Below are 25,766 nucleotides of genomic sequence, written 5' to 3'. Positions count from 1 at the left end.
GGAGCATCTTAGTATCAGTTGTCAATTGATGTGGATGTTGAAGTGTTTCGCAGCAAGCGATACCCTCTTCTTCGTAAGTTATATGTGATTGTAAAAGAGGAGCACCCAGCTCGACAAGCAGGAGAAGCATACGCAAATTTGCTGCTAACTGCTGAAGGTCAAAAACTGTTGGAAAACTCTGGATATGCTAGCTTGTACGACTCTATAACTAAGTAGGTTAAGCTGGTTAACCTTATAGCTTTAATGCAAAACCAAGTGGAAGCATCGCGAAATAACGGTGTTTTTGCAACACCCTTAAGTAGTAGTCTCAATGTCTATCAAGTGCGCTCGGCTATTAAACACGTGAAGAAATGTTTGAGACAGGAAATAAGCTAATCGCCACAGTAACCAAGTATTATTGAAACATATCGCAATACACTGACAATCATGCATGACTTTGCAATTCAACCTAAAACGTTACGCGAAGCTTGGGAGCAAGGTTTGCAGCAGGGATTAACCCAGGTTGCACTCAATATGTTGAGGGAAGGTATTGATTTAGCTCTAGTAACAAAGCTAACTGGACTCCCACTAGAAAAAGTTAAGAATTTGTTGTCTGATGATAACGACAATTCTCAAACACTAGTAAAAGATTTTCTTGAGTTGAGTGAGTCATCACTTAACAAAGTTTGGCTCACTCCAGAGGAAGACGAAGCGTGGAAGGATCTATAGAAAATTTAGGCAAAGGCGATGTTATCTCAGTACCTTTTCCATTTTCAGATGCATCTGCCACTAAGAGAAGACCTGCCTTGATAATAGCAGAATCAGATAGTAACAATATCATGGTCTGTCCTATCACCAGTAAACCGGGCAGAGACTATGAAATTAAGTTGGAAGACCAAGACTTCAGGATTGGTAAACTAAACTTAAGCCCTTGCTTTATTCGCCCTAATATCATCGCGACAGTTGACAAAAGTAACGTCATTAAGCAAATGGGCAGATTGAAGGACGAAAAAATGAATGAAGTTATTAAGACAATTATTGAAATCCTTCAAAAGCCGTTTGAGCCTTCACCATCAACATCAAAAGCTTTGGAAAGAGGCAAAAATCCAAAATCACAGACAAGGTAATATGTACTGTAGCTTCTCTTCCTGGGCTGTGATTAGTTACAATTAGCGTGCAGGCAAGATGCCTTTTTTGTAAGAAAGCGATTTATGTATCAGTCTCCCACTTTAGAACAAGCGCTAAAACACCACTTTGGTTATGACACCTTCCGCCTCGGACAACGGCAAATCATCGAACAAGCGCTCTTAAATCGGGATTTACTGATCGTTATGCCCACTGGTGGGGGAAAATCGTTGTGTTTTCAACTTCCCGCACTCTTGAAAAAAGGTGTCACTGTTGTTGTGTCGCCACTTATAGCTTTGATGCAAGACCAAGTGGAAGCATTGCGAAATAACGGTGTTTCTGCAACCTTCCTAAACAGCAGCCTCAATGCCTATCAGGTGCGATCGCGTGAAGAAGCCCTGCTCCAAGGTAAGATAAAACTACTCTACGTTGCGCCAGAACGTCTGGTCAGCGAAAGATTTCTGCCTTTACTCGATCTTGTCCATCACAAAGTTGGTATTTCTGCCTTTGCAATTGACGAAGCGCATTGTGTTTCTGAGTGGGGACATGACTTTCGCCCGGAGTACCGCCAACTTAAGTTATTACGCCAACGCTACCCAGATATACCTGTCTCCGCCCTAACTGCGACAGCAACCGATCGCGTCCGCGCTGATATCATCCAACAATTAGGGTTAAACCAACCCAACATCCACATTTCTAGCTTTAACCGCACCAACCTTTACTACGAAGTCCGTTCTAAAACAAAATCTGCTTACGCAGAATTGTTGGAACTGATTCGAGAAACAGATGGTTCGGGAATCATCTATTGCTTAACCCGCAAAAAAGTTGATGAACTGACTCTAAAACTCCAGCATGAGAAAATTGCTGCCTTACCATATCATGCTGGATTAACTGATGAAGAACGCAATCAAAATCAAACTCGGTTTATTCGCGATGACGTGCGCGTTATCGTAGCAACAATTGCCTTTGGGATGGGAATTAATAAACCAGATGTCCGGTTTGTGGTTCACTTTGATTTACCCCGCAACATAGAAAGTTATTATCAAGAATCAGGTAGGGCGGGAAGAGATGGAGAAACATCTCGCTGTCTGCTTTTTTATAACTTTAGTGATGTCAAAACTATAGAGTGGAGTATCAATCAAAAAACCGACCCTCAAGAACAATTGATTGCCAAACAACAACTGCGGCAAATGATAGATTATGCTGAAGGAACAGTTTGCCGCCGAACAATTCAATTGGGTTACTTTGGAGAAAGGTTTGCAGGCAATTGTGGAAATTGCGATAACTGTCGGTATCCCAAGCCAGAGCAAGATTGGACTATCGAAGCCATGAAATTTTTATCTTGTGTGGCTCGATGCAAAGAAAAGTATGGAATGGGTCATATTATAGATGTGTTGCGAGGTGCAAAAACACAGAAAATTATCCAAAACGGACACGATAAACTCTCCACTTATGGGATTGGTAAAGATAGAGGTTTAGATGAATGGCGAATGCTAGGGCGTTCTTTGTTGCATAAAGGTTTTTTAGAACAAACAAGTGATGGTTACGCAGTCTTAAAACTAAATGCCTTAAGTTGGGAAATAATGCGCCGACAGCGAACAGTGACTGTTGCTATTCCAGTCGCACAAAGAGTACCCTTAACAGATAGGGATGCAAAAGCAGCAGAGGTGGATTTACTGTTGCAAAAATTGCGATCGCTTCGCAAACAAATTGCAGATGCTCAATCTGTAGCACCTTACGTCATCTTTTCTGACTCTACATTAAGATTAATGGCACAGAGCCAACCTAAAAGTTTATTAGAATTTAGTAAACTTTCTGGGGTAGCCAGTCATAAAGTCTCGCAATACGGAGACCAATTTCTAGCAGCAATTCGTGCTTACCATCAAAAACAAGGTTTGCTGGAAAAGAAACTGAATTCTACACCGTCTGACGAATTACCTATAGGGACAGAACTACAAACATTGCAATTGCACCAGCAAGGTTTGAGTGTTGCAGAAATTGCGAAAAAACGCAACCTTCGCCCAAGAACCATTATCGATCACCTTTGCAATCTCATTGAGAAGAAGCAGCCAATAGATTTAAATTTATTGGTTAGTGTAGAGAAGCAGCAAAAAATTTTACAAGTATTGGAAATTTTAGGAGATGTTCCTCTAACACCTATTAAAGAGTATCTTGGCGATCGCTATAGTTTTGATGAAATTCGTCTTGTAAAGATAACCTGGCGGTGTAGAGGTAAGAGGTAATATTATTCTGGATTAATATTCTTTACAATTCCAATCGCCTGTATTTTTTCAAAATTTGGATGTTCCCTCTACCGTCAGCATCACTGTTCTCTGGATTCAAATCTTAGCAACAGCAAGCGGAGTGCGATCGACTTTTCTATTAAAAAGAATGCGCGGTCTTAACAAAATTTTCAATATCAACAGCAAAGAACCCAACTCTCCCGGTACGTTGTTGCGCTTCCACTGTCCGGGACGACAAAATAACATTTCCACAAGGCGGCGTTGTTGGAGTAAGCTGACTGATTCAAACCTAACTCTCACGGTCGGAAATTCATTTTTCAACCCAATCCACTCAACTCGTGCATCTAGCAGTAAGTTTTCTTCGACAATTTCTACTTTTACAGGTCTATTTTCAACTAAATCAAAGGGAGGTTTCTGATTGAGAGCAACTTCTATCCCTCCTTCTGAAATCATTCTGGATACTCCCCAAAGGTTTCGCTCTCCAAAATGTAAGCGAAGAACCCGTCTTAAATCAAACCATTCATATGTGTCTAATTTAGGTGCATCCAGTAATACCAGAAGAGAAATAGCAATTGTTATTAAATTATAAGCGCTCCAATACCAACCCAAGCTGATACCTTTGACTTGTAAATCTAGTTCTGGTGGGACTGTTGTAGTCCAAGAACTACCTGTCACAAACATTGTTAAATTGCAACACAAGCCAAAGGCGGTAGCAATGAATAAAATAATCAGAGGAATTGCCAATTGCCAGTTGTAGTAGTATCTATAAATTGTTTTTCCTTTTGGCGTGACTTTAAATCCTCTAGCAAAAGGATTCAACATCACTTTTATCTGATTTAATGCAAGGGGAAAACACAAAATTAGAGAATAAATATCTGATAGTAAAGCAGAGCGCGAGCGATAATTCAACCAAGAAAAAACTGCAAAATTTATTATATAAACAGGTAAGTAGAAATATATAATTTCGACTGCGGTTGCATGAATGGGAATGACACCTAAAAATAAATAGGCAAGTGGTATCAAGAGGAAATAAACACGCGCAATACTGCTAGAATGGTTCAACAATCCTTCCAAATGACCCAATCGTTGAATGAAAGTCAGTCCGGGAATTGTTAAAGGATTGGATTTAATAAAAAATGCTTGCAATGTACCCCGCGCCCAACGCATTCGCTGAGTTACGTAAGCACTTATGTTTTCCGCCGCTAAACCTGCACTCAATTGTTCGTTGAGATAAATTAAATTGTAGCCTTTTGCAGAAAGACTTATTCCCGTGAAATAGTCTTCGCTTAAGGAATCTGTCACGAACCCACCGACACTTTCTAATGCGCTGCGTCGAACAATAAAGGAAGTCCCACAACAAACTACGCTCCCTGCTGCATCACGAATGGGTTGAAGTTGACGGTAAAATCCTTCTTCGTCTGGAGTGAGAATATTTTCTAAACCAAGGTTGCGGGATATAGGATCGGCATTATAAAAACTTTGAGGTGTTTGCACGAGTGCTGTGTTTTCATCTTGAAAAAAGCCAACTGTGCGGGTAAGAAAATTTTTAGTCGGTACAAAATCTGCATCAAAAACAACAATGAGTTCGCCATCAGTTTGAGCTATAGCATGATTTAAATTTCCCGCTTTGGCATATTTATTATCAGAACGTGTTATACATTCACATCCTAATTCTTCAGCTAATTTTTTCATTTCCGGACGTTTAGTATCATCCAGAATATAGATTTTTTTATTAGTGTATTCTAGTGCTTGGCAACCAATAATTGTACGCCGCAAAATAAAAACGGGTTCATTATAGGTTGGTATCAAAATATCAACAGATGGTGTAAAGATTCCTTGAATAACAGCGATCGATTTTCTAGTTGCTTCCTGACGGCGATCTTTGACATTAAGCATTAGAAACAACTGAATAATTGTATTCAGGAGCGCGAACATTTCAAAAAAGAATAGCCCCAAGCTAAAAACGCCTACGAGGGGATTGGCTAAATTGAGCGTGGAAAGCGAGCGCCACACAATGTAACGCAAGGTCAAGCACAGCAGAACTCCTACCACAAACCTTCGAGACCAAGCTTGAGGTTGGGGAGAAATTTTTACGATCGCCAAAACAGATAACAATAGCAACACAGTGGGTGCTAGTAAATACTGCTTTGGTACCATTGGTACTTGTAACCAGGTTGGCGGGTACTTTTGCCATTCATAAATCTTGGCAAAAATATGAGTGATTACCTCATCGCCTGCAAACCAGGCTGCAATGACAGCACTAAATAAGACAAAGATGCTTAATAAAAAAAATGTAACAGTGTGGATTTGGAAACCTCTCTGGCGAACGAGTTGGAGGCTGTATTTACTCAATTTTGTAATTATCATTTTGAAATACCCTAACAATGACCAGTGAGGAGTGACCTATTATAAGCGATCGCCAACCAGTAACTAGTGACCCGTTAGTCCCCATACTTGTGAATCAACTTCTTTTTTTTCCATAAACACAGTTTTGGAGCTTGTACGACTTTACGCTTGGTCAAGTGTGGTTAATTCTTGAGTGCAATACAATTGTAAATATTTGATATACTTTACAACAAATTACAAAGAATATGCAACAAAAATCGATAAATGACTTACCAGGATGGGGACGCTATGAAAAATCCACTCTTTGAATCTTTTGGTCTAATTCATTAATTGTAAGGATATGCTAGAGCCCTAGGTTGAAAAAGCATTAGAGTATTTCTCAAAAATTCTCAGGCTGCATTCATTTAACTGCTGAAAATACGGTTTAAAGTAAGCTTAGCAAGAAATTTGAGGAGCGGTACTCGATAAGCCCTACGTAGCTTACGCTTTGCCATCGCTCCCCTTAAAGTAGCTGAATACACAATAGGGTGTGTTTTATGATTGCAAAAAAAAACGAAATTAGAGTGTTTGCCCTCAACAGGTTTGTGTAAAAAGGTATTCTATGGAGTTAGCAGATTTTCTTGGTCTTGTCCATCCAGCGATCGCAGTCTTTTTCGTATTTCCTCTGATTGGCATGGTAGTTAACTTTGCATGGCAAACACGTCAGCGACGCCTGGAATCCAAAAATTCACAGAAAAGCAAGATTCCACCTGTAGTGGGAGTAGAACACAGACAGCTTGGCAATTGGCTGACAGGCGCAGTTGTAGGATTGGTGTTGATAGGGCTTGCTTATCCAATTGGGAAAAACATTATTAAAAATCAATTGTGGAGTAAAGATGCTTTCCAAGTTGCTTTTATTCTTATAATGTTTGCGGTTACAATTACCTCTTTAGTCTTCCTGTATCGTGTCAAGCAACCACTATGGCGGGGAGTCTTTGCTACTTTAACTGGTGCGGGTATAGTTATTCTTGGCTATCAGGATGGAGTCTTTCGCCGTGACAATGAATGGTACTGGTCTCATTACTACTACGGAATAACTGCTGCTTTGCTCATGATTTTTTCTTTAGCAATTGTTCCTGATATCTATAAAGATAGATCGAATCGTTGGCGCACAGTCCACACAATTTTAAATTGCGTTGCCTTGTTACTGTTTATCGGACAAGGTATAACGGGTACAAGAGACTTACTAGAAATTCCTTTAAGTTGGCAAGAGCCTTACATTTATCAGTGCGATTTTGCTAATAAAACCTGTCCGAAATAGCTGATGACGGGAGGAATGGGGACTAATCTCTAAATCGGCAAATAGCCAATCGGAACATAAGAAGAAATAGCTGAATCTTCATAAGATATCCACAAAGCTTGCGGATAATGGTTTCTGCTACCTAATACCGCTTGGAAACAGGTAGGTAAAAGATAGTTGCTTGGAACGAAGCCCAGTTCGGGCTTTTTCAATACAAAATCCTAAATCCAAAATAGTAAGACGAATTCTATTGATAAAACTTATGTTGAGACTCTATCACGTTCTCTTTGGTGCTCTTGTCGTTTCAGTATTAACACCACTTGGCTTGATACAAGCTTTCTCTAAATTTTCTGCCAATCGTAAATTGCAGCAACCTACAGTTGTACAAGCAACTGCTGCTAACTCACAAGCAACTCAAAGCAATATCTGGAAGACAATCTTAGGAAAAACGAGCGCTCCATCAGGCTGGAGTGTTTCACCATGTGAGGGAACTGCACCTTTACTCTGTGTATCTTCGCAAGAAAAAGTTTTGGGTACGGTTGAGATGGGTGTTTATACTTTGGACAAACTACCGAATTTTCAAAAAATGTTGGTACAGGCTGGTCTTCCAGCAAATTCCAAAATAGATTACCAAGACCCGAAGAACCAAAACCAGGTAACCTCAGCACTGAAGCTTTGGACCTCTGAGCGCTATAGTATTTTGGCAAAAGATCGTAACAAAGAGTATGGTAACAAAATTACCTTCTCATCCCAGCCCCCTCAAACAGTACAAGTCGGTCAACTCAAAGGAGTGTATTATGGATTTGCAGGGCTGAAAAAACAAGGTGGATCTCATGAAGAACATCGCGGTTATGTTGCCTTTGACGGTAAAGCCCTTTATGTGATGACAACTGCCTTCGATACAGCCTCAACAACAGGAAAGTTTGACAAACTAGAAAATTTCCGGAATTTTGAACCTCATATGCCTGTCATAGTACAAGGACTCAAATTACCTAAGTAAGGGCACGGCGTTGCCGTGCCTTCACGGAAAAAGAACAAGCACATCACCTGTATAAATATACGTAACTAACAGGGGTTTAAAAACCAGCCATTGGGTTGATTTCAGGTGACTTTTTGGAAGAATTAAATTTCAGCAAATGCTCGTTCAATGAGACGGCGTGCTAATGTTTGCGTCCCTGTATGCTCGTAGTAGTTGGTTGAAACATCCAGGAATGCAGCTAAATAGTCCAGATTGTCATCCGCAACATCAAGGAAGCTTTGCAAGTTGCGAGCAACCTTTTGTGGTGTCAAGCCATTAGAAGCAACCAAACCGCTCATCCAACCCTTGACGGAGTCAAAGCTTTCTCCAATAAAGTTCAGTTTTCCGCGAGAATCACCACCGGGAATTGCGTCTTGAATGTTTTGGTAAGTAGCATTCTGTTCCAATTCTTGGGGGTTTGTTTGGCTAATGCTAGATAATGCACTACTAATAAAGTCCGGACCAAGAGGTAGTAAGCCATCTACACAAACTAAAGCAACCATGCGAATCAGTGACTCACCACTATATTCACCCAAAGAAGCAACAAAATCTCCAATACTATCTCCGGGAATCCCGTTAATTTGGCAGAAAGCCACCAACTCAGCAACTAACTTTAGACATAAATCAATAGTTTGGGCTCTATCAGATTTGGGAGTCACTTTGTTGAGAAAACCAAAAAGAGGAATTTTTTCACCGACTTTATTTGCCAATGCTGCTGCACCAAGGGCTCTATCTGTGCTGTCAACAGTTTGATAGAGCCACATTGCGCGTTGGTATCCTTGAGAGCGATCGTTGTAGAGATAAATTGCTCTTTCACCAATCGCTTGAATTAAGCTGTCATCAGTTTCGCCAGTTACAGTTTTGATGGTATTGACAAATCCAACCACATTCTGCCATTGACCCGGAGCCACGAAATCGAGCGAATTCAACATTGACACTGTCAAACCGCCGGTTGGTAGTTCATCAACCAGTTCAAAAATCGGTTTAGCCACGAAACACTCCTTGTTGTTATGTAGTTTTGTTAATTGCTAATTGCTAATTGCTAATTGCTAATCGTTCATAGTGTCATCAGTTATCAGCCACCAGCCATCAGCCATTAGCTATTAGCCATCAGCCTCATTTCAGTTTTGCCAAACCATCAAGGTTAAACTTTTGTATCCATGCTTCGCGATCGCTAGCTGTGAATGACGGGTCACGGGAAATTACTTTAACTTGATAGCGATTGTTAACTAATACTGATGTTTGAGTATTCCCCAATTGACGAGCGGGATAACCGGCTATTTTTGTGGTGCTATTTGAGTAGGTAGCAGCCGAACCAGGAACACTCGTTGTATCAGAAACAGCTAACATTGCTATATCTTTACCGTTTTGCTTCAACTTAGCCTCAGCGAAGCCTTTTTTCTCTTGGGTGAAGATTCGTTGGTAACCCGCACCGGCGGATGGGAAGAATTTGTTAAATTCGCTACCTTGAGTTGCTTCTTTAGCAACAGCTTGACCGCTTTTTTGCTTGCTACTTTCTTGCTGTACTTGATCGAATCGTCCGGGGGCTTTCGTTGCACACCCCGTTGTAAATAGTAACAAACATAACAATAAAGCAACTAATACTCTACGGACACGAGGGAACATCATCTTTGCCTCCTCCATATGCTTAACCTACAAGCAATTAATTATCTGCGTTCTTGTAGTGTTTACCTGAAAAATTTACTTTCTAATAACTTTTGAGGACAACTACCCTAAGGTAGGAACGAGGGATTGGGGATTAGGGGTTAAGGGTTGGGGGAAAACCCAATACCCCTTTATTTTTAATTATTGCGATATGCTATGACAGCGTAGAATGGATCTCCCCCTCCAACACCGAGCCACTGTAGTAGATTGGGAGCTGTTGACTGGCGTGCAATCACTTCTGGAGGGGAAAAGCCCGGTACAGAAGAGAAGTAACTTTTTACTAGTGCAACGCGACTCGCTTCATTACCCTCGCGCCATGCTTGAATTGCTTTTTGGAAAAACATTCGGTTGGAAAAGCTGACAATTGCTACACCACCCGGTTTCAGAATGCGGTGAATTTCTGAAAAAATTGCCTCTGGATATTGTAAGTACTGGACGGAAACACAGTTGAGTACAGCATCAAAATTTGCATCTGGTAAAGGAAGTTGGGGATTTTCGTTGAGATTCTGTACGAAGTAATGATTTAACCGTGGATTGCGTTGTAGTTCCTCAGCATTCAGCCCATGTCCTTCTACATGGTCAAATTCCATCTCTTCTGGGAGATGGGAGACCCAACTACTCATCATGTCAAAGATGCGGGTGTTGGGTTTGAGTCGCTCGCGGTACAACTCACTCAGCTGTTGAATAAAACCTTCATCCACGTGAGTCACGAAGCGGGGGTATTCATAAAACAGCTTGTCATCTGTACTGTCTAGCTTGTCACGTTGCTCTGGTTTTAATGGCATAAATGTTTTTTCAAGTCAGTTATTATGTGTGGAACAATTTTGATACCACAATACGTATTCTATAAATAGATACAAAAACTAAAGGAGCCAAACAAAGATTTGGCTGATTTTGATTCAATGTTATTTAAAACACAGTCTGTTGCTCGAAAGAGGGTTTTCATCGAGTTTTTACCGAGTTTACCTTATATAAGCTTGTTAATTTGGACACTTCCGCTACTGTTCTTGAACTCAGGACAAGATAGCTTGATGGCACACGATGAAGGGCTTTATGCTTGGCGATCGCGTTTCATGCTAGAGTCAGGAGACTGGATACATCCATGGTCAACGCCCCACCACAAAACCCCAGGTCCCTACTGGTTAATAGCCAGTGCCTATACTTTGTTCGGAATTCATGAAACTAGCGTGCGATTGCCAAGTGCGATCGCGGGAATCCTGAGCGTACTACTTTTATATGAGATCGGCAAAATTCTCTTAGGGAAAAAAGTGGCTTGGTTAGCTGCTGCGATTTTAAGTGTCGAATTCCTCTGGTTGCAGTACAGTCGTTTGGGTACACCGGATGTACCTACGATTTTCTTGGTACTTTTGGCTATTTGGTCTTTCTTAAAAGCAGAATTACATCCCCGATCCCGCTTTAGTTGGAGTTTTCTTGCTGGTTTAAGTTTTGGTTTGGGCTTCTTAGTCAGAAGCTTCATGATTGTCTTACCTATCGTTGCTTTGCTACCTTACCTAATTTGGGAGCATCGCCGACATCGTCATCTGAGCAACCCAATGTTGTACTTGGGATTTACCGTGGGTTTAATTCCTACTGGGATCTGGCTTTGGCTCAACTTTCAACACTATGGTAAAAACAGTTTTGTAGAATTAATCAATTTTGTGATTAATTTAAGTTCTGGCGAACGGAATAATAACGGGTTGGAGTTTTATTTCTGGAATTTACCAGTGCGAGCATTTCCCTGGTTTTTTGTGAGTCTTCTGGGCTTGGGCGTAGTTATGCGCCGTCCCGTTCCTCGCCACCATCTCATCCTTGTTGGTTTTCCTCTCACTTTATTAGTGGAACTGACTCTTTTCCCGACTCGCTTACCTCACTACAGTCTCGCCCTCTATCCGTTCATCGCTTTACTGGCTGCTGTTGGTTTGAATTGGTTGGGTAAAGGATATACTAATTTTCGATTAGTCACGGAGCCTGACAAAGGAACGAGACAAACTACGCAGAGAATCCCCCCCTCTCCCTCTCTCCCCCTTCCCCCCTATCCCCAGAGGGGACCCCGAGTTCCCCCCTCTTCCCTAGCCCGCAATCTCAGTTATACCTTTGGTGGATTGGGTGTTGTACTCTTAATAGCAGGTGTTGTGGCTTTTACTATCGGTGATGCAGAAGTTCGCAAGTACGCTGCTATGGTATTGGTATTGGGAATGGGTTGGCTGATTTTGCCTGCAATTTGGATTGCTCGTTACCATTACGGTCAAAAGTATTTCACAGTTCGCTATTGGATCGCAGGGTGGTTAATTCCTGCTTGGTTGACTTTGGCTGTCGCTGGTAGTACTGGTATCATAGGCGACTATAACCCAGATTTGAAATCTTTTATTCGTCAACCTGAGATTGCTCAAGTTTTGTCTTCTTCACCCGTTCATTTTGTCCAAACGGGTGGCAAAATTGCTGTTTTGCTTAATTTCTACACCCCCCATCACGGACAGAAGGTACAAAAAGTTTCTGAACTTCCGGCTGCTAGCTACGCTTGGATTCCTACAAAAAATATGACTTCAGTATCTCAGCCTTATCGTATTTTGGGTACCGTGCAAAAGGTAAATCTAATTCAACTTCTGAATAAAGATAAGCTAAAAGAAAAATAGCTATTGTTGAAACAAAACTATGCAGCAGTCTAACTTCCGATTAGACCGTGATTTTCTTCGTCAACTTCTTACACTAGTTGCGATCTTGACCGCTTTTGTAGTGAATGTTATCTCTAATATCTTTCCACTCAATGGGCTAAGTATTGGTGAAATTTCTAATACATTATTTAAAAATGTTCTCATTATTCCTGCTAACTATGCCTTTGCAATATGGGGTTTGATCTATCTAGGTTTGTTTGCCTTTGCAGTTTATCAATTTCTTCCCAATCAAAAACAAGACCAAGATTTACGCAATATAGGTTATTTACTGGTCGTTGCCAGTTTAGCACAAAGTATTTGGGTATATCTTTTTCTAGGTAGACTCTTTTTGCTTTCAGCAGTCGCAATGTTAGGGATTCTGCTACCCCTAATTTTTGCCTACGTGCAATTGGACATTGGTAAACATCCTGTATCTCGTATCAAAAAGTGGTGCGTACACTTTCCTATTAGTATTTATCTGGGATGGATTAGTGTAGCTAAAATTGTGAATGTGGCTTGCGCTTTGTATGCCCAAAATTGGGATGGAGGGGGAATTTCTGCGGAAGTATGGACGTCGATTTTGTTGATAGTAGCAGCGGTTGTTGCTACAGCGATCGCCATTCAGCATCAAGACAGCGCTTATACGGGGGTTACTATTTGGGCATTGGTTGCTGTTGGTGTTAAAAATTGGGATAAAGCAACTGTCAGAAATTTGGCAATAGTTTTAGCGATCGCTCTTGTTATTCTGATTGTTAGTAGAGTCTTACTGAAAAAAAAAGCTGAGGGCTGAGGACAAAAGCCAAAACTAAAAAAACTTGCTGACTAAGCAGCTAAAACCAGGTAATATTGGGCTGGTTAGCTCATCCTGTTGATATAGGGTAACTATAAGCTTTAGCACCGCATTCTGACGGCGGTAAATCTCAACTGTTTGGTCTTTAAGGTTCACAATCCAATATTCATGAACGCCCTGCACTGAGTACAACTTTAGCTTGGCTTCTCTGTCCCGTCTTTCATTTGCTTTACCTGGAGATAAAACTTCAACGACCAACTCCGGCGCAGCTGTGAGATGTCCTGCTTCATCTAGCAATCTTTCCAAACGTTCCTGACTTACCCAAACAATATCGGGGATGACATTATCTGATTCTGAAAAAACAATCCCTGGGGTAACTGCAGGTTGACCCAAACCACTCTCATCCGACCATAGCTTCAGTACAGTTCCAATATTGATGCAAACAGCTTGATGCTTCCAATCGGGTGCTCTGGTCACAAACAATTCTCCGTCAATAATTTCGTAGCGATTGACGCGATCGCCCTCAAAAATTTCCAAGTCATAAGTTGTCCAACGGACTGGATAGGTGGTGGCTGACTGCATGGAACCCCTTGTGGTTACTGACGCTTTCACTTACAGAAATTTATCTGCTCTCATTTTACCTACCAGCTACCGCCATCTCCACCTCCACCTCCAGAGTCACCGCCGGAACTACCACCTCCACCATCAAAACCACTAGAGTAATCCGAACTAATTGCAGGTATTGTTATGACATCTGCCTTGTAATAGTCGCAACAATAGCATTTTTCAGTCACTATTTTTTGACCTTTGTTGGCTGTAGTGGCTCTTTGCAAAATCTGTGATGTACGTTCTACTGTCAATTCCTTACAGGTGGGACACATAGTAAATTGACGATTCTTAGGTGCATAAGCACGTATGTGAACTCCTGTTTCAGTAGGGTTGGGATAACATTTTGGACACCGCCATCCCTCAAAACTAACGCTACCTAATGTTTGAGCAGCTTGCTCTGGTTTGCTAAGGTAAGAAATCAGTGATAATGAGTCTATTTTTGTCATGGGCTGTCGGCATTGAGTGCATTTTGCTACTTCATCTTTTTCAGTTTTGTACACCCGAGAACGACCATTGGGTGCAAGTAAAGGATGGCGGAGAGCTAGTGCGATCGCGATCGCACTTCCTATGACAGCAACTCCTATCAATCCAAAGAAAATTGCTTCTGGATGGTACTCAGCAATATCCTCCAGATAAAGAGATTTCTGATCTGATAAAGAAGAAACAAGTGCTTGTGTTCCCGCAACTATCCCTGAAGAAAATTCCCCTAATTTAAATTGAGGAATGATTTCTAACTCAATAATTTCCTTAACACGCCTGTTAGGTAAAACTGATGGAGTTCCTACGCCAGTTTTAATTTCTACTCTGCGGTCATTTTTAGAAATTAAAAATAACACACCGTAGGTTTTTCCGTTTTTGCCAAGTCCCCAGCGATAAAAAAGGTCTCTTGCAAACTGCTTTGGGCTGGAACTAGGCGCTGTTTCTGTGACTGTCACCACAGCTATTTCATTTCCCGTTTTTTTCTCCAAATCAGATAGAACTTGATTCAACTGCTCTTCGGTTTCCGGGTTGAGTAAATTTGCCATATCTGTCACCCAACCTTGATTGTATAAATGAGGGTTGGGAACTTCTCGGATAGTAATAGCTTGTGCGGGTACAGAAATACAGCAAAGCACAAAGCAAATTAAAGTACACTTTAAAGCTAACGACAGAGCTTTTTTAAACATCTTTTTGATAGAATTGCTATTAATCAGAATTCTTTTTTTTGGCAACACATCCCGCGTCTAACAATATTGATTCTCCAGCATTAAACGCAGTACAATCTTGCACCACTTTAGATAAAGCGGGAACTGTTCCTTTTTGCAAACTCTCTAATGTTTCTCTCATCAATTTTGCTAGCATATCATCTGGCAATTTTGGTGATAGGTACTGCCGCAACCATTTTGTGTTTGTTATGTATTCGGGAGAAAACACTGTTTTCCTTGTATCTATTAAGAAGAAATCTACACCATATTTTTTAATCAAATTTTGGGCATCTGCTAGATCAAAACTGTAATGAGCGCGAACTAAATCAGCTAATCGCTGACGAAATTGGCGGTAATAACCAACATGGTAGGCAATTGCATACTCATTACCAACTAGAATAGGACGTTGAGCAAAACTAGGTATGTTGTTAGCTTCTCCTACCAAAGATGCGATAATTGTATCTTTAGGAGATTGTTGAAGAAATTGATATAACCCTGTTGTTTGACCTATTACATAACTCTTAGTTGGAAACTTATTTTTCCAGAAAATATTGGGATAAAAAACAGTAAATATACTGATTATCAATATTAAAAATATTGCTAAAAGTTTGCGTTTCCGATTTGTGGTAAGAATGGCATCTAATATTAACGTGAGTGCGATCGCAGTAGTTAAAGCTAGAACAATTTTAGAACTATGAACTGTAAATCGGCTTGGAAGATACAGTTTGAACAGCAGAATATGAGCTGCAAAAAATAAAAATAAGGAAGTAATTATTAGATGAATCAGTAGATAAATATTCTTACTTACCTGTTGGGCGAGTGGGAAACGAGATTTCAATCGCAATAACAGAGGTAAAAACACTCCTAGAAAAACTATCGATGGATTAAACGATATTCTCAACCCAGCACGGCTTGCACTCAACCAAAAGCGCCATGGATTGTCATCATGAAAAAAGCTCATTCTTCCTGATGAAAGAAACTCCGGTAATGTTCTGGCTTCTTTCACAGAGATCAAGGAACCAAATGGCGAAGCATTCAAAAAATAAGGGAGGAGGCTTCCGAATCCAACCACTATCCCCAATCCGCAAAACCAATAATCGCTAGGTTCTCTAGATAATCGCAGTAAACCATTGTCAAACTTAAAAATTGGCAAAATTAAAACGCCAATAGATATCAGCACAAACCCAGGATAAAATAAGCCCAGCAGTGCTAGAAATACAAGGCATGGCAATAACGAACGTTTTAGTAGATAGTAAGCCAATGCAAAGAAAAAAGGATATAAAAAAGCTCTAGATGTTGCTGAAATGATATCGTCTCCCAACCATAAACTTTGATTCAGTATCAACGTACCGAGAAAACCCGTGAGTGGTATTGGCAAGATTTCTACACAAATACCAAAGCAATACACAGTTGTCATAATACCCAGCAAGACTGGTAAAATCTTGCTAACTAAAATTGGGTTAATGCCTGCTACTGCTAGTATTTGATAAAAAGCTTTGTAACCGTGTGGTGCAATGGATTCAAAATAATCGGCTATTAAATCTTTGGGAAACAATTGATTATCGATAAATCGTTGCATCCAAAAAATATGTTGTCTGGCATCATCTTGAATGATATATTGATGTTGAAAGGTTGGTAAGACAGCAATTACACTATAAACAGTTGCCACAGCTATACTGAGAGTCAACCAAAAAATTGTAGAAATTTTCGTTTTTTTAGTTAAAGCGGTAAATGGATAATACGTGTCAGTCACTGCCATTTTTGCAAAGGATAAAGGATGAAGGATAAAGGATGAAAAAAAAATGTTTCATTCTCGATCTAATAAAAGATAACAGATACAGATAAATCTGGAGAGGAAAATCAATGCTTTTTGGAGTTCTTTCAAGCTCTCTAAATTAATTTAAGGGCTGGGCTTCATACTTCTGTTGACTATCGAATTAGCTTTTCCTATGCTTAAATGAACAAAGTTATATACATAGTGCTTTTCAGAAATCATTATGCAGTCAGACACGCAAATAGGTAAAGATTCTCAAGTTACACAATCTGTATGTCCAGCTTTTTCGCTTGTTCTGCCTGTATATAACGAAGAAAAAAGTATTGCAGCAACATTAAGTAATTTGCACCGTACCCTTAACTTAGCTCGCTGTCAGTACGAAATTATTGTGGTTAACGATGGCTCTACAGATGAGACTGGTGATATTTTAAGCTCCCACAGTGATATTCGTATCATAGAACATATCAGAAATCGGGGGTATGGTGCAGCTTTAAAATCAGGAATTCGTCAAGCTAAGTATCCCCTGATTGTCATTACTGATGCTGATGGGACTTATCCTAACGAGCGGATTCCAGAACTAGTAGCTCTTACTAACCAGGCTGATATGGTTGTTGGAGCTAGAATAGGGAACAATGTCACGTACTCAAATCTCCGTAAAATCCCAAAGTGGTTTTTAGTCCGTTTTGCAGAATGGATTTCCATGACGAGCATTCCTGACTTGAATAGTGGGTTAAGGGTGTTCCGTAAAAGCATTGTTGAGGAATTTTTAAATATCCTACCTGATACCTTCAGCTTTACTACCACCATTACACTGGCGATGCTCACCAATCACTACATCGTTCATTATGTCCCGATTGACTACCATCATCGGGTTGGTAAGAGCAAGATCAAACCCGTTCAAGATACTTTACGTTTTGTGCAACTCATTCTGCGTGTAGGAGTGTATTTTGCTCCATTACGTGTCTTTTTACCTGTTGCTGGGTTGTTTTTCGCAGCTTTTCTGATTACACTTTGTCAAGATATCTTTATTAGACGCGATTTAACCGAGCGTACTTTGATTCTCTTTGTTGCTGCTACTCAACTGGGTATGTTTGCTTTATTGGCTGATATGATTGACAAGCGTAGTGGGAAAGGGTAAGCATCCTCTTTCTAGCTTTTGCTAATTAATGATAATATGGCAAAATAATATTACGTACACTAAATAATTGAGTATGGTTCCCAAACCACATAATTCTCAAGATTTGGCGTCTTGGCAGCAAGTTCGTGCTCCCTATGGCACGGGCTACCGCATTAAACTTCTTTCACAACTCCTTGCTCGCAAGTTTACAGAACATTTGGAACCGTTTGGCTTGACACCCTTTCATTGGGTTGTTCTGTGTTGTCTGTGGGAAGAAGACGGTTTACCGACTTCTAGTATAGGGGATAAACTACAACAAGTCGGCGGTACGTTAACTGGTGTCCTGGATAGAATGGAGGAAAGAAAATTGATTCGTCGAGAACGCGATTCTCGCGATCGCCGCATCTGGCGCATCTGGTTAACCGACGCAGGTAAGGAACTCGAAACTGTGTTACCACCTATAGCAGTTGAAATTCGCGAGCAAGCGATGCGCGGTATTTCCTACGCCGATCGCGAGTTATTTTCCCAATTACTGAGTAAGGCAATTGACAATCTTTCATAAAAGAATCACCTGAATGGGTGATACCAGATTTAAATTTTTCTTTTAAGATATTACGTATTCTAAATAAACAAGCTCTAAGCAAATATTACGTACTCTAAGCAATTTACAAAAATTTACTTTCAATCTATCAGGGAAGCCCAGTCATCATGAAACTCACAAACGATAACGGAAACAGACGTAACGGACATAAAACAGTAGTTTTAGAACCAGAACTCGTCAAAGATCTAGAGACACTCGAAGCCGCGACAGCAGATAAAACTGCAAATGAAGAAACCGCAGTACTGATTCCAGAAAAGAGTGTCAATACTCCATTAGAAGAAGAAAATCAAGAAACCGTACCGCAACCACCAGAAAACTCAAAACAGAAGAAGCCAATGGGATTGATATTGGCAGCATTGGGTGTGGGTGCGATCGCAGCAAGCGGTTTTGGTTATCGATGGTGGCAGTATGCGTCCAGCCATCAAGAAACAGACAACGCCCAAGTAGCAGGACACATTCACCAAGTTAGCAGTCGTATTCCCGGAACAGTCAGTCAAGTTCTGGTGAATGACAACCAGTTAGTGCAACCGGGACAATTGTTAGTAAAACTCGATCCCCGAGATTATCAGAGCAAAGTGCAGCAAGCAACCGCAGCATTACAAAATGCCCGCCGTCAAGCAGAAGCCGCACAAGCAAACATTGCTCTGGCTTCAGAAACAACCACAGCTAAAACCACTCAAGCACAAGGAGATGTGAGTGGAGCATTAGCAGCGATTTCCACTGCTACTGCAGCAGTGCAAGAAGCCCAAGCAGGAATTCCTGCAGCACAAGCAGAAGTCAAAGTCGCTGAAGCAGGAGTTCCCACAGCCCAAGCACAGGTAGCACAAGCAGATGCGAATTTACAGAAAGCCCAAGCTGATTACAACCGTTACAACACCTTATATCAACAAGGCGCAATTGCTCGCCAACAATTAGATACAGCAAAAGCAGCCTATGATGTTGCTTCCGCACAGAAGAGCGCGGCTACTCAAGCAGTGCAACAAGCACAAGCGAGACTCGCAGCAGCAAGAGTTGGCGTAGCCAAAGCACAATCTCAACTAGCACAAGCGCAAGAAGGCGTTGTCAGCGCCCAAGCGAAATTAGCCGCATCGAAGGGAGGCTTGCAACAAGCGACTGCAAGTGGAAAACAAACTACAGTCAACCGCAGCCAGTTTGAAGCCGCAAAAGCAGCCATAGCCCAAACAGAAGCATCTTTGAAAGATGCTCAATTGCAGCTGTCTTACACCAACATCACGGCTCCTGCGAGCGGACACATAGGGCGCAAAACGGTAGAAGTTGGGAACCGGATACAAGCAGGTACGCCACTGATGGCGATTGTGAGCAACGAATATTGGCTCGTAGCCAACTTTAAAGAAACCCAATTAGAAGACATGAAGCCGGGACAAGAAGTAGAAATTAAGCTAGATGCATTTCCCCATCATACTTTTGTGGGTCATGTTGATAGTATTTCTCCTGCTTCAGGTGCTCAATTTGCCCTTTTACCACCAGATAACGCCACAGGTAACTTTACTAAAATTGTGCAGCGCGTTCCTGTCAAAATTGTTTTCGAGCCAAAAAGTATAAAAGGCTATGAAGCACGAATTACGCCAGGAATGTCTGCAGACGTTAGCGTAACAGTGAAATAATTATGAATTATGAATTATGAATTATGAATTATGAATTGAAGGTTCGAGCATTCAGCATTCATCATTCATATCTTCCCTTAGGGAGGGGCTAGGGTGAGAGTCTGATGATATTTATGAAGAGACAAGACAGGTATAAAACAACCCTTGTATGAATACGCGATCGCCCATAGGCAAATTACTGCCACCTGCATTAAAGTCAAGAAACTACCAATTATTTTTTACCGGACAAGGCATTTCTTTAATTGGGTCTTGGATGACTCAACTAGCTACAATTTGGCTGGTTTACGATCTAACAAACTCCGCTTTTATGTTAGGTGTTGTCGGCTTTACCAGTCAAATTCCTAGCTTTTTTCTAACTCCTTTTGGTGGGGTATTTGTCGATCGCTTTTCCCGTCATCACACTCTCATCGGTACGCAAGTACTGGCAATGATACAGTCTTTGGCATTAGCGCTCTTAGCATTTACCGGTACTATCCAAATTTGGCACATTATTGCTCTAAGTTTGTTTCAAGGATTTATTAATGCCTTTGATGCACCAGCCAGACAAGCATTTGTACCGGAGTTAGTGGAACGTAGAGACGATTTAGCCAATGCTATTGCCATTAACTCAACCATGTTTAATGGAGCGAGGTTAATTGGTCCGGCGATTGGAGGATTGCTAATTGCCAGAGTTGGGACTGCTTACTGTTTTCTCATTGATGGGTTGAGTTATATTGCAGTCATTATAGCTTTACTGGCAATGAAAATTAAGCCTTTAAGGATGACGGCAACTCATGGCAATCCTTTAGTAGAAATCAAAGAAGGATTTGCTTATGCTTTTGGTTTTCCACCCATTCGAGCTATTTTACTAATATCAGCTTTAGTCAGCTTTTTTGGAATGCAATATACTGTTCTTGCCCCAGTGTTTGCAGAAGAAATTCTTAAAGGTGGTGCAGAAACTTTAGGTTTCTTAATGGCTGGTTCGGGAGTTGGAGCATTAAGTGGTGGTATTTATCTAGCAACGCGAAAAACCGTCATAGGGCTTGGAAAACTGATTGTTTTAGGTCCGACTGTTTTAGGGATTGGGTTAATTGCCTTTGCCTTCTCGCGCATACTTCCAATTTCGTTGCTAACAATGCTGTTCGTTGGTTTGGGGACAATTATTCAAATTGCCAGTAGCAACACAGTTCTACAGACTATTGTTCGGGAAAATATGCGCGGACGAGTCATGAGCTTATACACAATGTCATTTTTAGGCACAATCCCCTTTGGTAATTTAGTAGGAGGTGCATTAGCTCGTCAAATCGGTGCTCCTACAACTTTAATTATTGATGGTATAGTTTGTATCTTAGGTTCCATATATTTTGCCAAACAGTTACCCGCTTTAAGGAAATTGGTTCACCCAATTTTTATTGAAAAAGGTATTGCAGTCAGTGCCAAACAATAATTCAATTTTCAAAAAATCTCTGGAGTCCTGCTGTGACTAATACAAATGCAGTTGGCAATGGAGGCAATCGGGGTTCTACCAAATCTCCCTCCAATCAACAAATCCCCTTAAGAACCTGGATAGGCGTATTAGCCAGTATGCTTGGTGCTTTTATGGCAGTACTGGATATTCAGATTACCAATGCTTCTTTACAAGAAATCCAGGCAACTTTAGGAGCAACTCTAGAAGAAGGTTCTTGGATTTCTACGGCGTATCTTGTGGCAGAAATTGTAGTGATACCCCTCACGGGATGGCTGTCTCGTGTCTTTTCCCTACGACGGTATTTATTAGTTAACACTGCCCTATTTATCTTATTTTCCATAACTTGTGCTTGGGCGTGGAATCTCAACTCTATGATTGTTTTCCGAGCCTTACAAGGTTTCACTGGAGGAGTGTTAATTCCCACGGCTATGGCCGTTGTACTAACATATTTGCCTCCATCCAAACAACCCATCGGTCTGGCTGCTTTTGGACTTACAGCAGTTTTTGCACCATCTATTGGTCCAACATTAGGTGGTTGGTTAACAGAAAATTACAGCTGGCAGTATAGCTTTTATATAAATGTCTTTCCCGGTTTGTTAATGCTGGCTGGGGTGTGGTATGGAATTAAACAAGAACGTCCCCAACTACAATTGCTCAAGCAAGGTGATTGGTTGGGAATTGTTTCCATGGCAATTGGTTTGGGTTCACTGCAAATTGTGCTAGAAGAAGGGAGTCGGAAAGATTGGTTTAGCTCAGCCTTGATTGTCCGCCTAAGTATCATAGCAGCAATTTTTGTGGCGTTATTCTTTTGGATTGAATTAACTCGCAAACAACCGTTTATTAATTTAAGACTGGTACGATATCGTAACTTTGGATTAGCAAGTGTTGTCAATGTTTCTTTAGGTGTGGGATTGTACGGGTCAATTTATATTTTGCCACTCTATCTCGCCCAAATTCAAGGATACAATGCCCTGCAAATCGGTGAAGTTCTCATTTGGGCGGGAATTCCTCAATTATTTATTATTCCCTTTATACCCAAGCTTATGCAACGTATTGATGTGCGGTTAATGGTGGCTGTAGGTGTAGCTTTGTTTTCTATAAGTGTCTTTATGAACGCTAGGATGACTTATCAAACAGGGCTAGATCAATTGCGATGGTCGCAACTTGTGCGTGCCATGGGACAACCACTGATTATGGTACCGTTAACTTCAATCGCTACTGCAGGATTAAACCCTAAAGATGCTGGTTCTGCAAGTGGTTTATTCAATATGATGCGGAATTTAGGTGGTTCTGTAGGAATTGCAGCATTAGCAACTTTATTAACTAATAGAGAACAATTTCATTCCAATAGATTGGGGGAGTCGGTGTCTATATATAGTTCTGCAACTCAAGAGCGAATTAACCAGCTCGCTCAATATTTTGCCAATCGTGGCGGTGTGGATTTAGAGACAGCACAAAACCAAGCAATAGCTGCCATTGATAAGATTGTGCGTCGTGAAGCTTTTGTTATGGCTTTTAACGATTGTTTCTATTTTATTGGTATTGCTTTATTGTTGAGTGGGATTGCGATTTTATTTATTAAAAAAGTTAAGCCGACGGGTGGGGCTGTAGCGCATTAATAGAATTTTGAATTTTAGATTTTAGATTTTGGATTGACCGATTTTGGATTTTGGATTTTAGATTTTAGATTTTGGATTGACCGATTTTGGATTTTAGATTTTAGATTTTAGATTGACCGATTTTGGATTTACGGATTTTGGATTTTAGATTTTGGATTGACCGATTTTGGATTTACGGATTTTGGATTTACGGATTTTGGATTGTGAAGCTTAAACAACTGGGTAATTTCAGCTAATAGCTTGGCTTTGTTTGTCTGGGGGACTTCCAATAAAAAAATCATCCCATCGTAAGGGCGCAAGGCATTGCGCCCCTACACGTTGATTTCTGATTTGGGATAATTTATTTTTTGCTGTTCCCTAGCTGCAAGTTCTATTCGGCTCAATTATTATCTCTTTTTTAGATCCTATAGCAATGCTAAGCCATTTATAAAAAATTTTCAGCATTCTAAAGTGGGCAATGCCCACCCTACGTGTCTTTTACAAATTAAATAGGATTGCTATAGTACAAGTCAGCGTAAATAAGGCGACCATTATAAATCACGCGAAAGTTGACGGTGCCAGCCTTTACTTTCATCCTTTAGCCTTCAGACTTCAGCCTTCATGTCATAGTGCGATCGGTTTATAATGATTACTAAATTACGATAAATAAAGTACTGAGATGGTTACTAGCAGACTTGAATACTATATTTCACCAGAAGAATATTTAGAAGCTGAGAAATCCAGTCAGATCAAACACGAGTATATTGATGGGCAAGTCTTTGCAATGGCAGGAGCAAGTGATGCTCACGTTACCATCAGTCTAAACTTATCATTTCTCTTACGAAATCATCTCCGGGGTACAGGTTGTCGTGTTTACGCATTTGATATGAAAGCACAAATTGAAGCCTTAAATTGCTACTACTATCCTGATGTGATGGTCACTTGTGATGCTAGAGATAGAGAGTTTGAATACTTGAAAAAGTTTCCTTGCTTGATTGTAGAAGTACTTTCGGATTCAACAGAAGCATTAGACAGAGGTAAAAAGTTTGCTAACTACCGACATCTAGAAACACTTCAAGAATATGTCCTTATTTCCCAAGACGCAATGGCTGTAGAGTGTTTCCGTCGCAATCAGCAAGGTCGTTGGGAACTTATTCCGTTTGAAAAAGACGAAGAAGTGCATTTAGCAAGCGTTGATTTTCGTTGTCCTATAGCAGCAATCTATGAAGATGTAACTTTAAACGCTCCAATCAGTAAATAATTCAGCTGTTATTCTACCCTTGTAAAGGGAGGGAAAGTTTCGTCCGTTTTACTGTTTAAGACCAATATATTTGTAAATAGTGACGATATAAATTGCAGCGTGGTAATACGTTATCTCCTTGCAATTTGACCAGTCCTATACTATGTAATTTAAATTTATTGATTGTCGATATTTTGGTAGAGTTATTGTGAACTACATCTTTCATCGCATCTGCTAATTCCGGTTGTTGCGTCAGAATTAAAGTTTGGCGACGTAAATGCTCTGCATAAATACTTGATGAACTCGTAGGATTTTCTAGTATCTGGGTTAAAGTCACATTTCTATTGGCAATGTGATAAAGGGTAAGACGCACTAAAAATGGATGTCCACCCACTAGCATCATTAATTTGTCAGCTTCGGTTTCATCCCAATCGAGTTGATACCTCTGAACTAAATCTAAAATCTGTTGATTGTTAAATTCTGGCAATTCTACAGATAGACCTACATTAAATGGAGATTGATTAATATCAAGAGGTACGTAAACTTCTGTAGAATGTACAATGACCAATCGCAGTTTTTTCCAAATTTCTCGCCGTTTGCCTTCTTCGTGTAAAGCGCGTAGCAGCCCAAAAAAATCTCGATAAATTTCTGAATATTCAAAAACTTTATCAACCTCATCTAAACCAAGGGTTAGCGGTTTATTAATTGTTGGTAGTAAATACTCTTCAAAATAAGCTTTACACGCCATACTGCTACCCACAATTTCTGCTAAATCCCAATATTCATCAATTTGATTCGGGATATTTAAAGCTAAACCAACACTTGCACAAAACCACCGAAAAAATTTATCTGAATTGACAAAAATTTGCTGTGCTGCAAGTTGGAAATCCAATATGACGGCACAGTCTCCTTGAGAATGCGATTTATCAATAATTCTTGCCAAAAGAGAAGTTTTCCCCATTTGTCTGGGTGCTTTAATCCTAATTAAGGCACCAGGTTTGTGAATTTGTTCGTTACATCGTTCTTCGATTGGGGAACGCTTGATATAAAATGGCGAATCTAATGGTACTAGCCCGGATGGATGCTCTAGAGATTGGGATGAAGATATTTCTTGAGTTTCTTTGTGATTTTCCTCTATGGTGCGTGCTAATGGTGATAAAAATACATCTTTTCCACTTTCCACCGTTAAATCAGTAGTTAAGTCAGCAATATCTTGCCATTCTAGCCCTAAAGCCCGACAGATTTCTCGAAAATTAAGGTAATCAACAGGTCTGCCATTAAGAAAACTACTGATAGTAGACTGAGATATTTGCAAATATTCAGCTAAATCGGTTTGACGAATGTATCCATTACGCGGTAGCGCCGACTTTACCTCTGTTATGAATTCAGAACGTACTCTAACTGAACGTGGCATTTCTGAGATGACAACTGCTAGATTTATTGATTTGGCAAAATTGTAAAATCTTCAATCTCAT

Annotated in this window: 22 protein-coding genes; 14 read left to right on the top strand and 8 right to left on the bottom strand. The window is 40.5% G+C overall.

Features of this window, described 5'->3' with window-relative positions:
• The first annotated feature begins 18 nt into the window (after positions 1 to 18).
• From HC643_RS17365 to recQ, 4 genes are all read left to right on the top strand, one after another.
• A complete protein-coding gene (locus HC643_RS17365) occupies positions 19 to 216 on the top strand; it encodes a type 2 periplasmic-binding domain-containing protein (RefSeq protein WP_137986314.1) in 198 nt (65 codons plus the stop codon).
• Between the two features lie 210 nt (positions 217 to 426).
• Positions 427 to 708 (top strand): hypothetical protein, encoded by a 282-nt coding sequence (locus HC643_RS17360; RefSeq protein ID WP_038083784.1) that lies wholly within the window; start codon positions 427 to 429, stop codon positions 706 to 708.
• Positions 693 to 1,106 carry a type II toxin-antitoxin system PemK/MazF family toxin gene (locus HC643_RS17355; protein WP_038083786.1) on the top strand — a complete coding sequence of 138 codons (414 nt, stop codon included), beginning with the start codon at positions 693 to 695 and terminating at the stop codon, positions 1,104 to 1,106. The genes HC643_RS17360 and HC643_RS17355 overlap by 16 nt, the downstream gene beginning before the upstream one ends.
• Before the next feature lie 84 nt (positions 1,107 to 1,190).
• The gene (gene recQ, locus HC643_RS17350) at positions 1,191 to 3,347 is read left to right on the top strand and encodes a DNA helicase RecQ (RefSeq protein WP_038083788.1); all 2,157 of its coding nucleotides are present in this window, start codon (positions 1,191 to 1,193) and stop codon (positions 3,345 to 3,347) included.
• Between the two features lie 96 nt (positions 3,348 to 3,443).
• On the opposite strand, the gene HC643_RS17345 is transcribed toward recQ, so the two are convergent.
• Positions 3,444 to 5,714 carry a glycosyltransferase gene (locus tag HC643_RS17345; RefSeq protein WP_038083955.1) on the bottom strand — a complete coding sequence of 757 codons (2,271 nt, stop codon included), beginning with the start codon at positions 5,712 to 5,714 and terminating at the stop codon, positions 3,444 to 3,446.
• 580 nt (positions 5,715 to 6,294) lie between these two features.
• Between HC643_RS17345 and HC643_RS17340 the strand changes: the two genes are divergently transcribed.
• Together HC643_RS17340 and HC643_RS17335 are read left to right on the top strand one after the other, a co-directional pair.
• Positions 6,295 to 6,993 (top strand): DUF4079 domain-containing protein, encoded by a 699-nt coding sequence (locus tag HC643_RS17340; RefSeq protein ID WP_038083789.1) that lies wholly within the window; start codon positions 6,295 to 6,297, stop codon positions 6,991 to 6,993.
• A gap of 241 nt (positions 6,994 to 7,234) precedes the next feature.
• Entirely contained in the window at positions 7,235 to 7,972 is a 738-nt protein-coding gene (locus tag HC643_RS17335; RefSeq protein WP_038083790.1) for a hypothetical protein, read from the top strand.
• Positions 7,973 to 8,094: 122 nt separating this feature from the next.
• Here the strand turns inward: HC643_RS17335 and HC643_RS17330 are convergent, their stop codons facing one another.
• The 3 genes from HC643_RS17330 to HC643_RS17320 all read right to left on the bottom strand — a co-directional run bounded on the left by HC643_RS17330 (position 8,095) and on the right by HC643_RS17320 (position 10,440).
• Entirely contained in the window at positions 8,095 to 8,982 is an 888-nt protein-coding gene (locus HC643_RS17330; RefSeq protein WP_038083791.1) for a hypothetical protein, read from the bottom strand.
• Positions 8,983 to 9,106: 124 nt separating this feature from the next.
• A complete protein-coding gene (locus tag HC643_RS17325; protein ID WP_038083958.1) occupies positions 9,107 to 9,619 on the bottom strand; it encodes a hypothetical protein in 513 nt (170 codons plus the stop codon).
• A 173-nt stretch (positions 9,620 to 9,792) separates the two neighbouring features.
• The gene (locus HC643_RS17320) at positions 9,793 to 10,440 is read right to left on the bottom strand and encodes a class I SAM-dependent methyltransferase (RefSeq protein WP_038083792.1); all 648 of its coding nucleotides are present in this window, start codon (positions 10,438 to 10,440) and stop codon (positions 9,793 to 9,795) included.
• A gap of 117 nt (positions 10,441 to 10,557) precedes the next feature.
• Here HC643_RS17320 and HC643_RS17315 point away from each other — a divergent pair, with 117 nt between their 5' ends.
• Together HC643_RS17315 and HC643_RS17310 are read left to right on the top strand one after the other, a co-directional pair.
• Positions 10,558 to 12,288 (top strand): ArnT family glycosyltransferase, encoded by a 1,731-nt coding sequence (locus HC643_RS17315; protein WP_050045906.1) that lies wholly within the window; start codon positions 10,558 to 10,560, stop codon positions 12,286 to 12,288.
• Positions 12,289 to 12,307: 19 nt separating this feature from the next.
• Positions 12,308 to 13,096 carry a hypothetical protein gene (locus HC643_RS17310; RefSeq protein ID WP_038083794.1) on the top strand — a complete coding sequence of 263 codons (789 nt, stop codon included), beginning with the start codon at positions 12,308 to 12,310 and terminating at the stop codon, positions 13,094 to 13,096.
• 15 nt (positions 13,097 to 13,111) lie between these two features.
• Here the strand turns inward: HC643_RS17310 and HC643_RS17305 are convergent, their stop codons facing one another.
• Genes HC643_RS17305 through HC643_RS17295 form a run of 3 tightly spaced genes read right to left on the bottom strand, consistent with a single transcriptional unit; the run spans position 13,112 to position 16,648 of the window.
• Entirely contained in the window at positions 13,112 to 13,678 is a 567-nt protein-coding gene (locus HC643_RS17305; protein ID WP_038083795.1) for a Uma2 family endonuclease, read from the bottom strand.
• A 59-nt stretch (positions 13,679 to 13,737) separates the two neighbouring features.
• Positions 13,738 to 14,871, bottom strand: a complete 1,134-nt coding sequence (locus HC643_RS17300; RefSeq protein WP_137986313.1) for a TPM domain-containing protein — start codon at positions 14,869 to 14,871, stop codon at positions 13,738 to 13,740.
• 19 nt (positions 14,872 to 14,890) lie between these two features.
• Entirely contained in the window at positions 14,891 to 16,648 is a 1,758-nt protein-coding gene (locus HC643_RS17295) for a hypothetical protein (protein ID WP_038083796.1), read from the bottom strand.
• Between the two features lie 238 nt (positions 16,649 to 16,886).
• Here HC643_RS17295 and HC643_RS17290 point away from each other — a divergent pair, with 238 nt between their 5' ends.
• The 6 genes from HC643_RS17290 (at position 16,887) to HC643_RS17265 (ending at position 24,312) form a co-directional block, all read left to right on the top strand.
• Positions 16,887 to 17,801 carry a glycosyltransferase family 2 protein gene (locus HC643_RS17290; protein ID WP_038083797.1) on the top strand — a complete coding sequence of 305 codons (915 nt, stop codon included), beginning with the start codon at positions 16,887 to 16,889 and terminating at the stop codon, positions 17,799 to 17,801.
• A 73-nt stretch (positions 17,802 to 17,874) separates the two neighbouring features.
• Positions 17,875 to 18,342: a MarR family winged helix-turn-helix transcriptional regulator gene (locus HC643_RS17285; protein ID WP_038083798.1), complete on the top strand. Its 468-nt coding sequence runs from the start codon at positions 17,875 to 17,877 to the stop codon at positions 18,340 to 18,342.
• Between the two features lie 146 nt (positions 18,343 to 18,488).
• Positions 18,489 to 20,006, top strand: a complete 1,518-nt coding sequence (locus HC643_RS17280; protein ID WP_137986312.1) for an HlyD family secretion protein — start codon at positions 18,489 to 18,491, stop codon at positions 20,004 to 20,006.
• Positions 20,007 to 20,154: 148 nt separating this feature from the next.
• Entirely contained in the window at positions 20,155 to 21,432 is a 1,278-nt protein-coding gene (locus HC643_RS17275; protein ID WP_038083802.1) for an MFS transporter, read from the top strand.
• A gap of 32 nt (positions 21,433 to 21,464) precedes the next feature.
• Positions 21,465 to 23,072, top strand: a complete 1,608-nt coding sequence (locus tag HC643_RS17270; RefSeq protein ID WP_050045904.1) for a DHA2 family efflux MFS transporter permease subunit — start codon at positions 21,465 to 21,467, stop codon at positions 23,070 to 23,072.
• Between the two features lie 658 nt (positions 23,073 to 23,730).
• Positions 23,731 to 24,312, top strand: a complete 582-nt coding sequence (locus tag HC643_RS17265) for a Uma2 family endonuclease (RefSeq protein ID WP_038083805.1) — start codon at positions 23,731 to 23,733, stop codon at positions 24,310 to 24,312.
• Positions 24,313 to 24,367: 55 nt separating this feature from the next.
• Here the strand turns inward: HC643_RS17265 and HC643_RS17260 are convergent, their stop codons facing one another.
• The gene (locus tag HC643_RS17260) at positions 24,368 to 25,705 is read right to left on the bottom strand and encodes an AAA-like domain-containing protein (RefSeq protein WP_038083808.1); all 1,338 of its coding nucleotides are present in this window, start codon (positions 25,703 to 25,705) and stop codon (positions 24,368 to 24,370) included.
• Positions 25,706 to 25,766 lie beyond the last annotated feature (61 nt).

This window comes from Tolypothrix bouteillei VB521301 (genome assembly GCF_000760695.4).
In the GTDB taxonomy this organism is placed as follows: domain Bacteria; phylum Cyanobacteriota; class Cyanobacteriia; order Cyanobacteriales; family Nostocaceae; genus Scytonema; species Scytonema bouteillei_A.
Note: the sequence above shows the minus strand (reverse complement) of the source record. Positions and strands in the feature narration are given on the sequence as shown.

What these genes read in the sequence shown, in the direction of transcription:
- HC643_RS17360 (WP_038083784.1), top strand. Translation starts at nt 427, where the DNA reads ATGCATGACTTTGCAATTCAACCTAAAACGTTACGCGAAGCTTGGGAG.
- recQ (WP_038083788.1), top strand. Translation starts at nt 1,191, where the DNA reads ATGTATCAGTCTCCCACTTTAGAACAAGCGCTAAAACACCACTTTGGT.
- HC643_RS17345 (WP_038083955.1), bottom strand. Translation starts at nt 5,714, where the DNA reads ATGATAATTACAAAATTGAGTAAATACAGCCTCCAACTCGTTCGCCAG.
- HC643_RS17340 (WP_038083789.1), top strand. Translation starts at nt 6,295, where the DNA reads ATGGAGTTAGCAGATTTTCTTGGTCTTGTCCATCCAGCGATCGCAGTC.
- HC643_RS17335 (WP_038083790.1), top strand. Translation starts at nt 7,235, where the DNA reads ATGTTGAGACTCTATCACGTTCTCTTTGGTGCTCTTGTCGTTTCAGTA.
- HC643_RS17325 (WP_038083958.1), bottom strand. Translation starts at nt 9,619, where the DNA reads ATGATGTTCCCTCGTGTCCGTAGAGTATTAGTTGCTTTATTGTTATGT.
- HC643_RS17320 (WP_038083792.1), bottom strand. Translation starts at nt 10,440, where the DNA reads ATGCCATTAAAACCAGAGCAACGTGACAAGCTAGACAGTACAGATGAC.
- HC643_RS17315 (WP_050045906.1), top strand. Translation starts at nt 10,558, where the DNA reads ATGTTATTTAAAACACAGTCTGTTGCTCGAAAGAGGGTTTTCATCGAG.
- HC643_RS17310 (WP_038083794.1), top strand. Translation starts at nt 12,308, where the DNA reads ATGCAGCAGTCTAACTTCCGATTAGACCGTGATTTTCTTCGTCAACTT.
- HC643_RS17305 (WP_038083795.1), bottom strand. Translation starts at nt 13,678, where the DNA reads ATGCAGTCAGCCACCACCTATCCAGTCCGTTGGACAACTTATGACTTG.
- HC643_RS17300 (WP_137986313.1), bottom strand. Translation starts at nt 14,871, where the DNA reads ATGTTTAAAAAAGCTCTGTCGTTAGCTTTAAAGTGTACTTTAATTTGC.
- HC643_RS17295 (WP_038083796.1), bottom strand. Translation starts at nt 16,648, where the DNA reads ATGGCAGTGACTGACACGTATTATCCATTTACCGCTTTAACTAAAAAA.
- HC643_RS17290 (WP_038083797.1), top strand. Translation starts at nt 16,887, where the DNA reads ATGCAGTCAGACACGCAAATAGGTAAAGATTCTCAAGTTACACAATCT.
- HC643_RS17285 (WP_038083798.1), top strand. Translation starts at nt 17,875, where the DNA reads ATGGTTCCCAAACCACATAATTCTCAAGATTTGGCGTCTTGGCAGCAA.
- HC643_RS17280 (WP_137986312.1), top strand. Translation starts at nt 18,489, where the DNA reads ATGAAACTCACAAACGATAACGGAAACAGACGTAACGGACATAAAACA.
- HC643_RS17275 (WP_038083802.1), top strand. Translation starts at nt 20,155, where the DNA reads ATGAATACGCGATCGCCCATAGGCAAATTACTGCCACCTGCATTAAAG.
- HC643_RS17265 (WP_038083805.1), top strand. Translation starts at nt 23,731, where the DNA reads ATGGTTACTAGCAGACTTGAATACTATATTTCACCAGAAGAATATTTA.
- HC643_RS17260 (WP_038083808.1), bottom strand. Translation starts at nt 25,705, where the DNA reads ATGCCACGTTCAGTTAGAGTACGTTCTGAATTCATAACAGAGGTAAAG.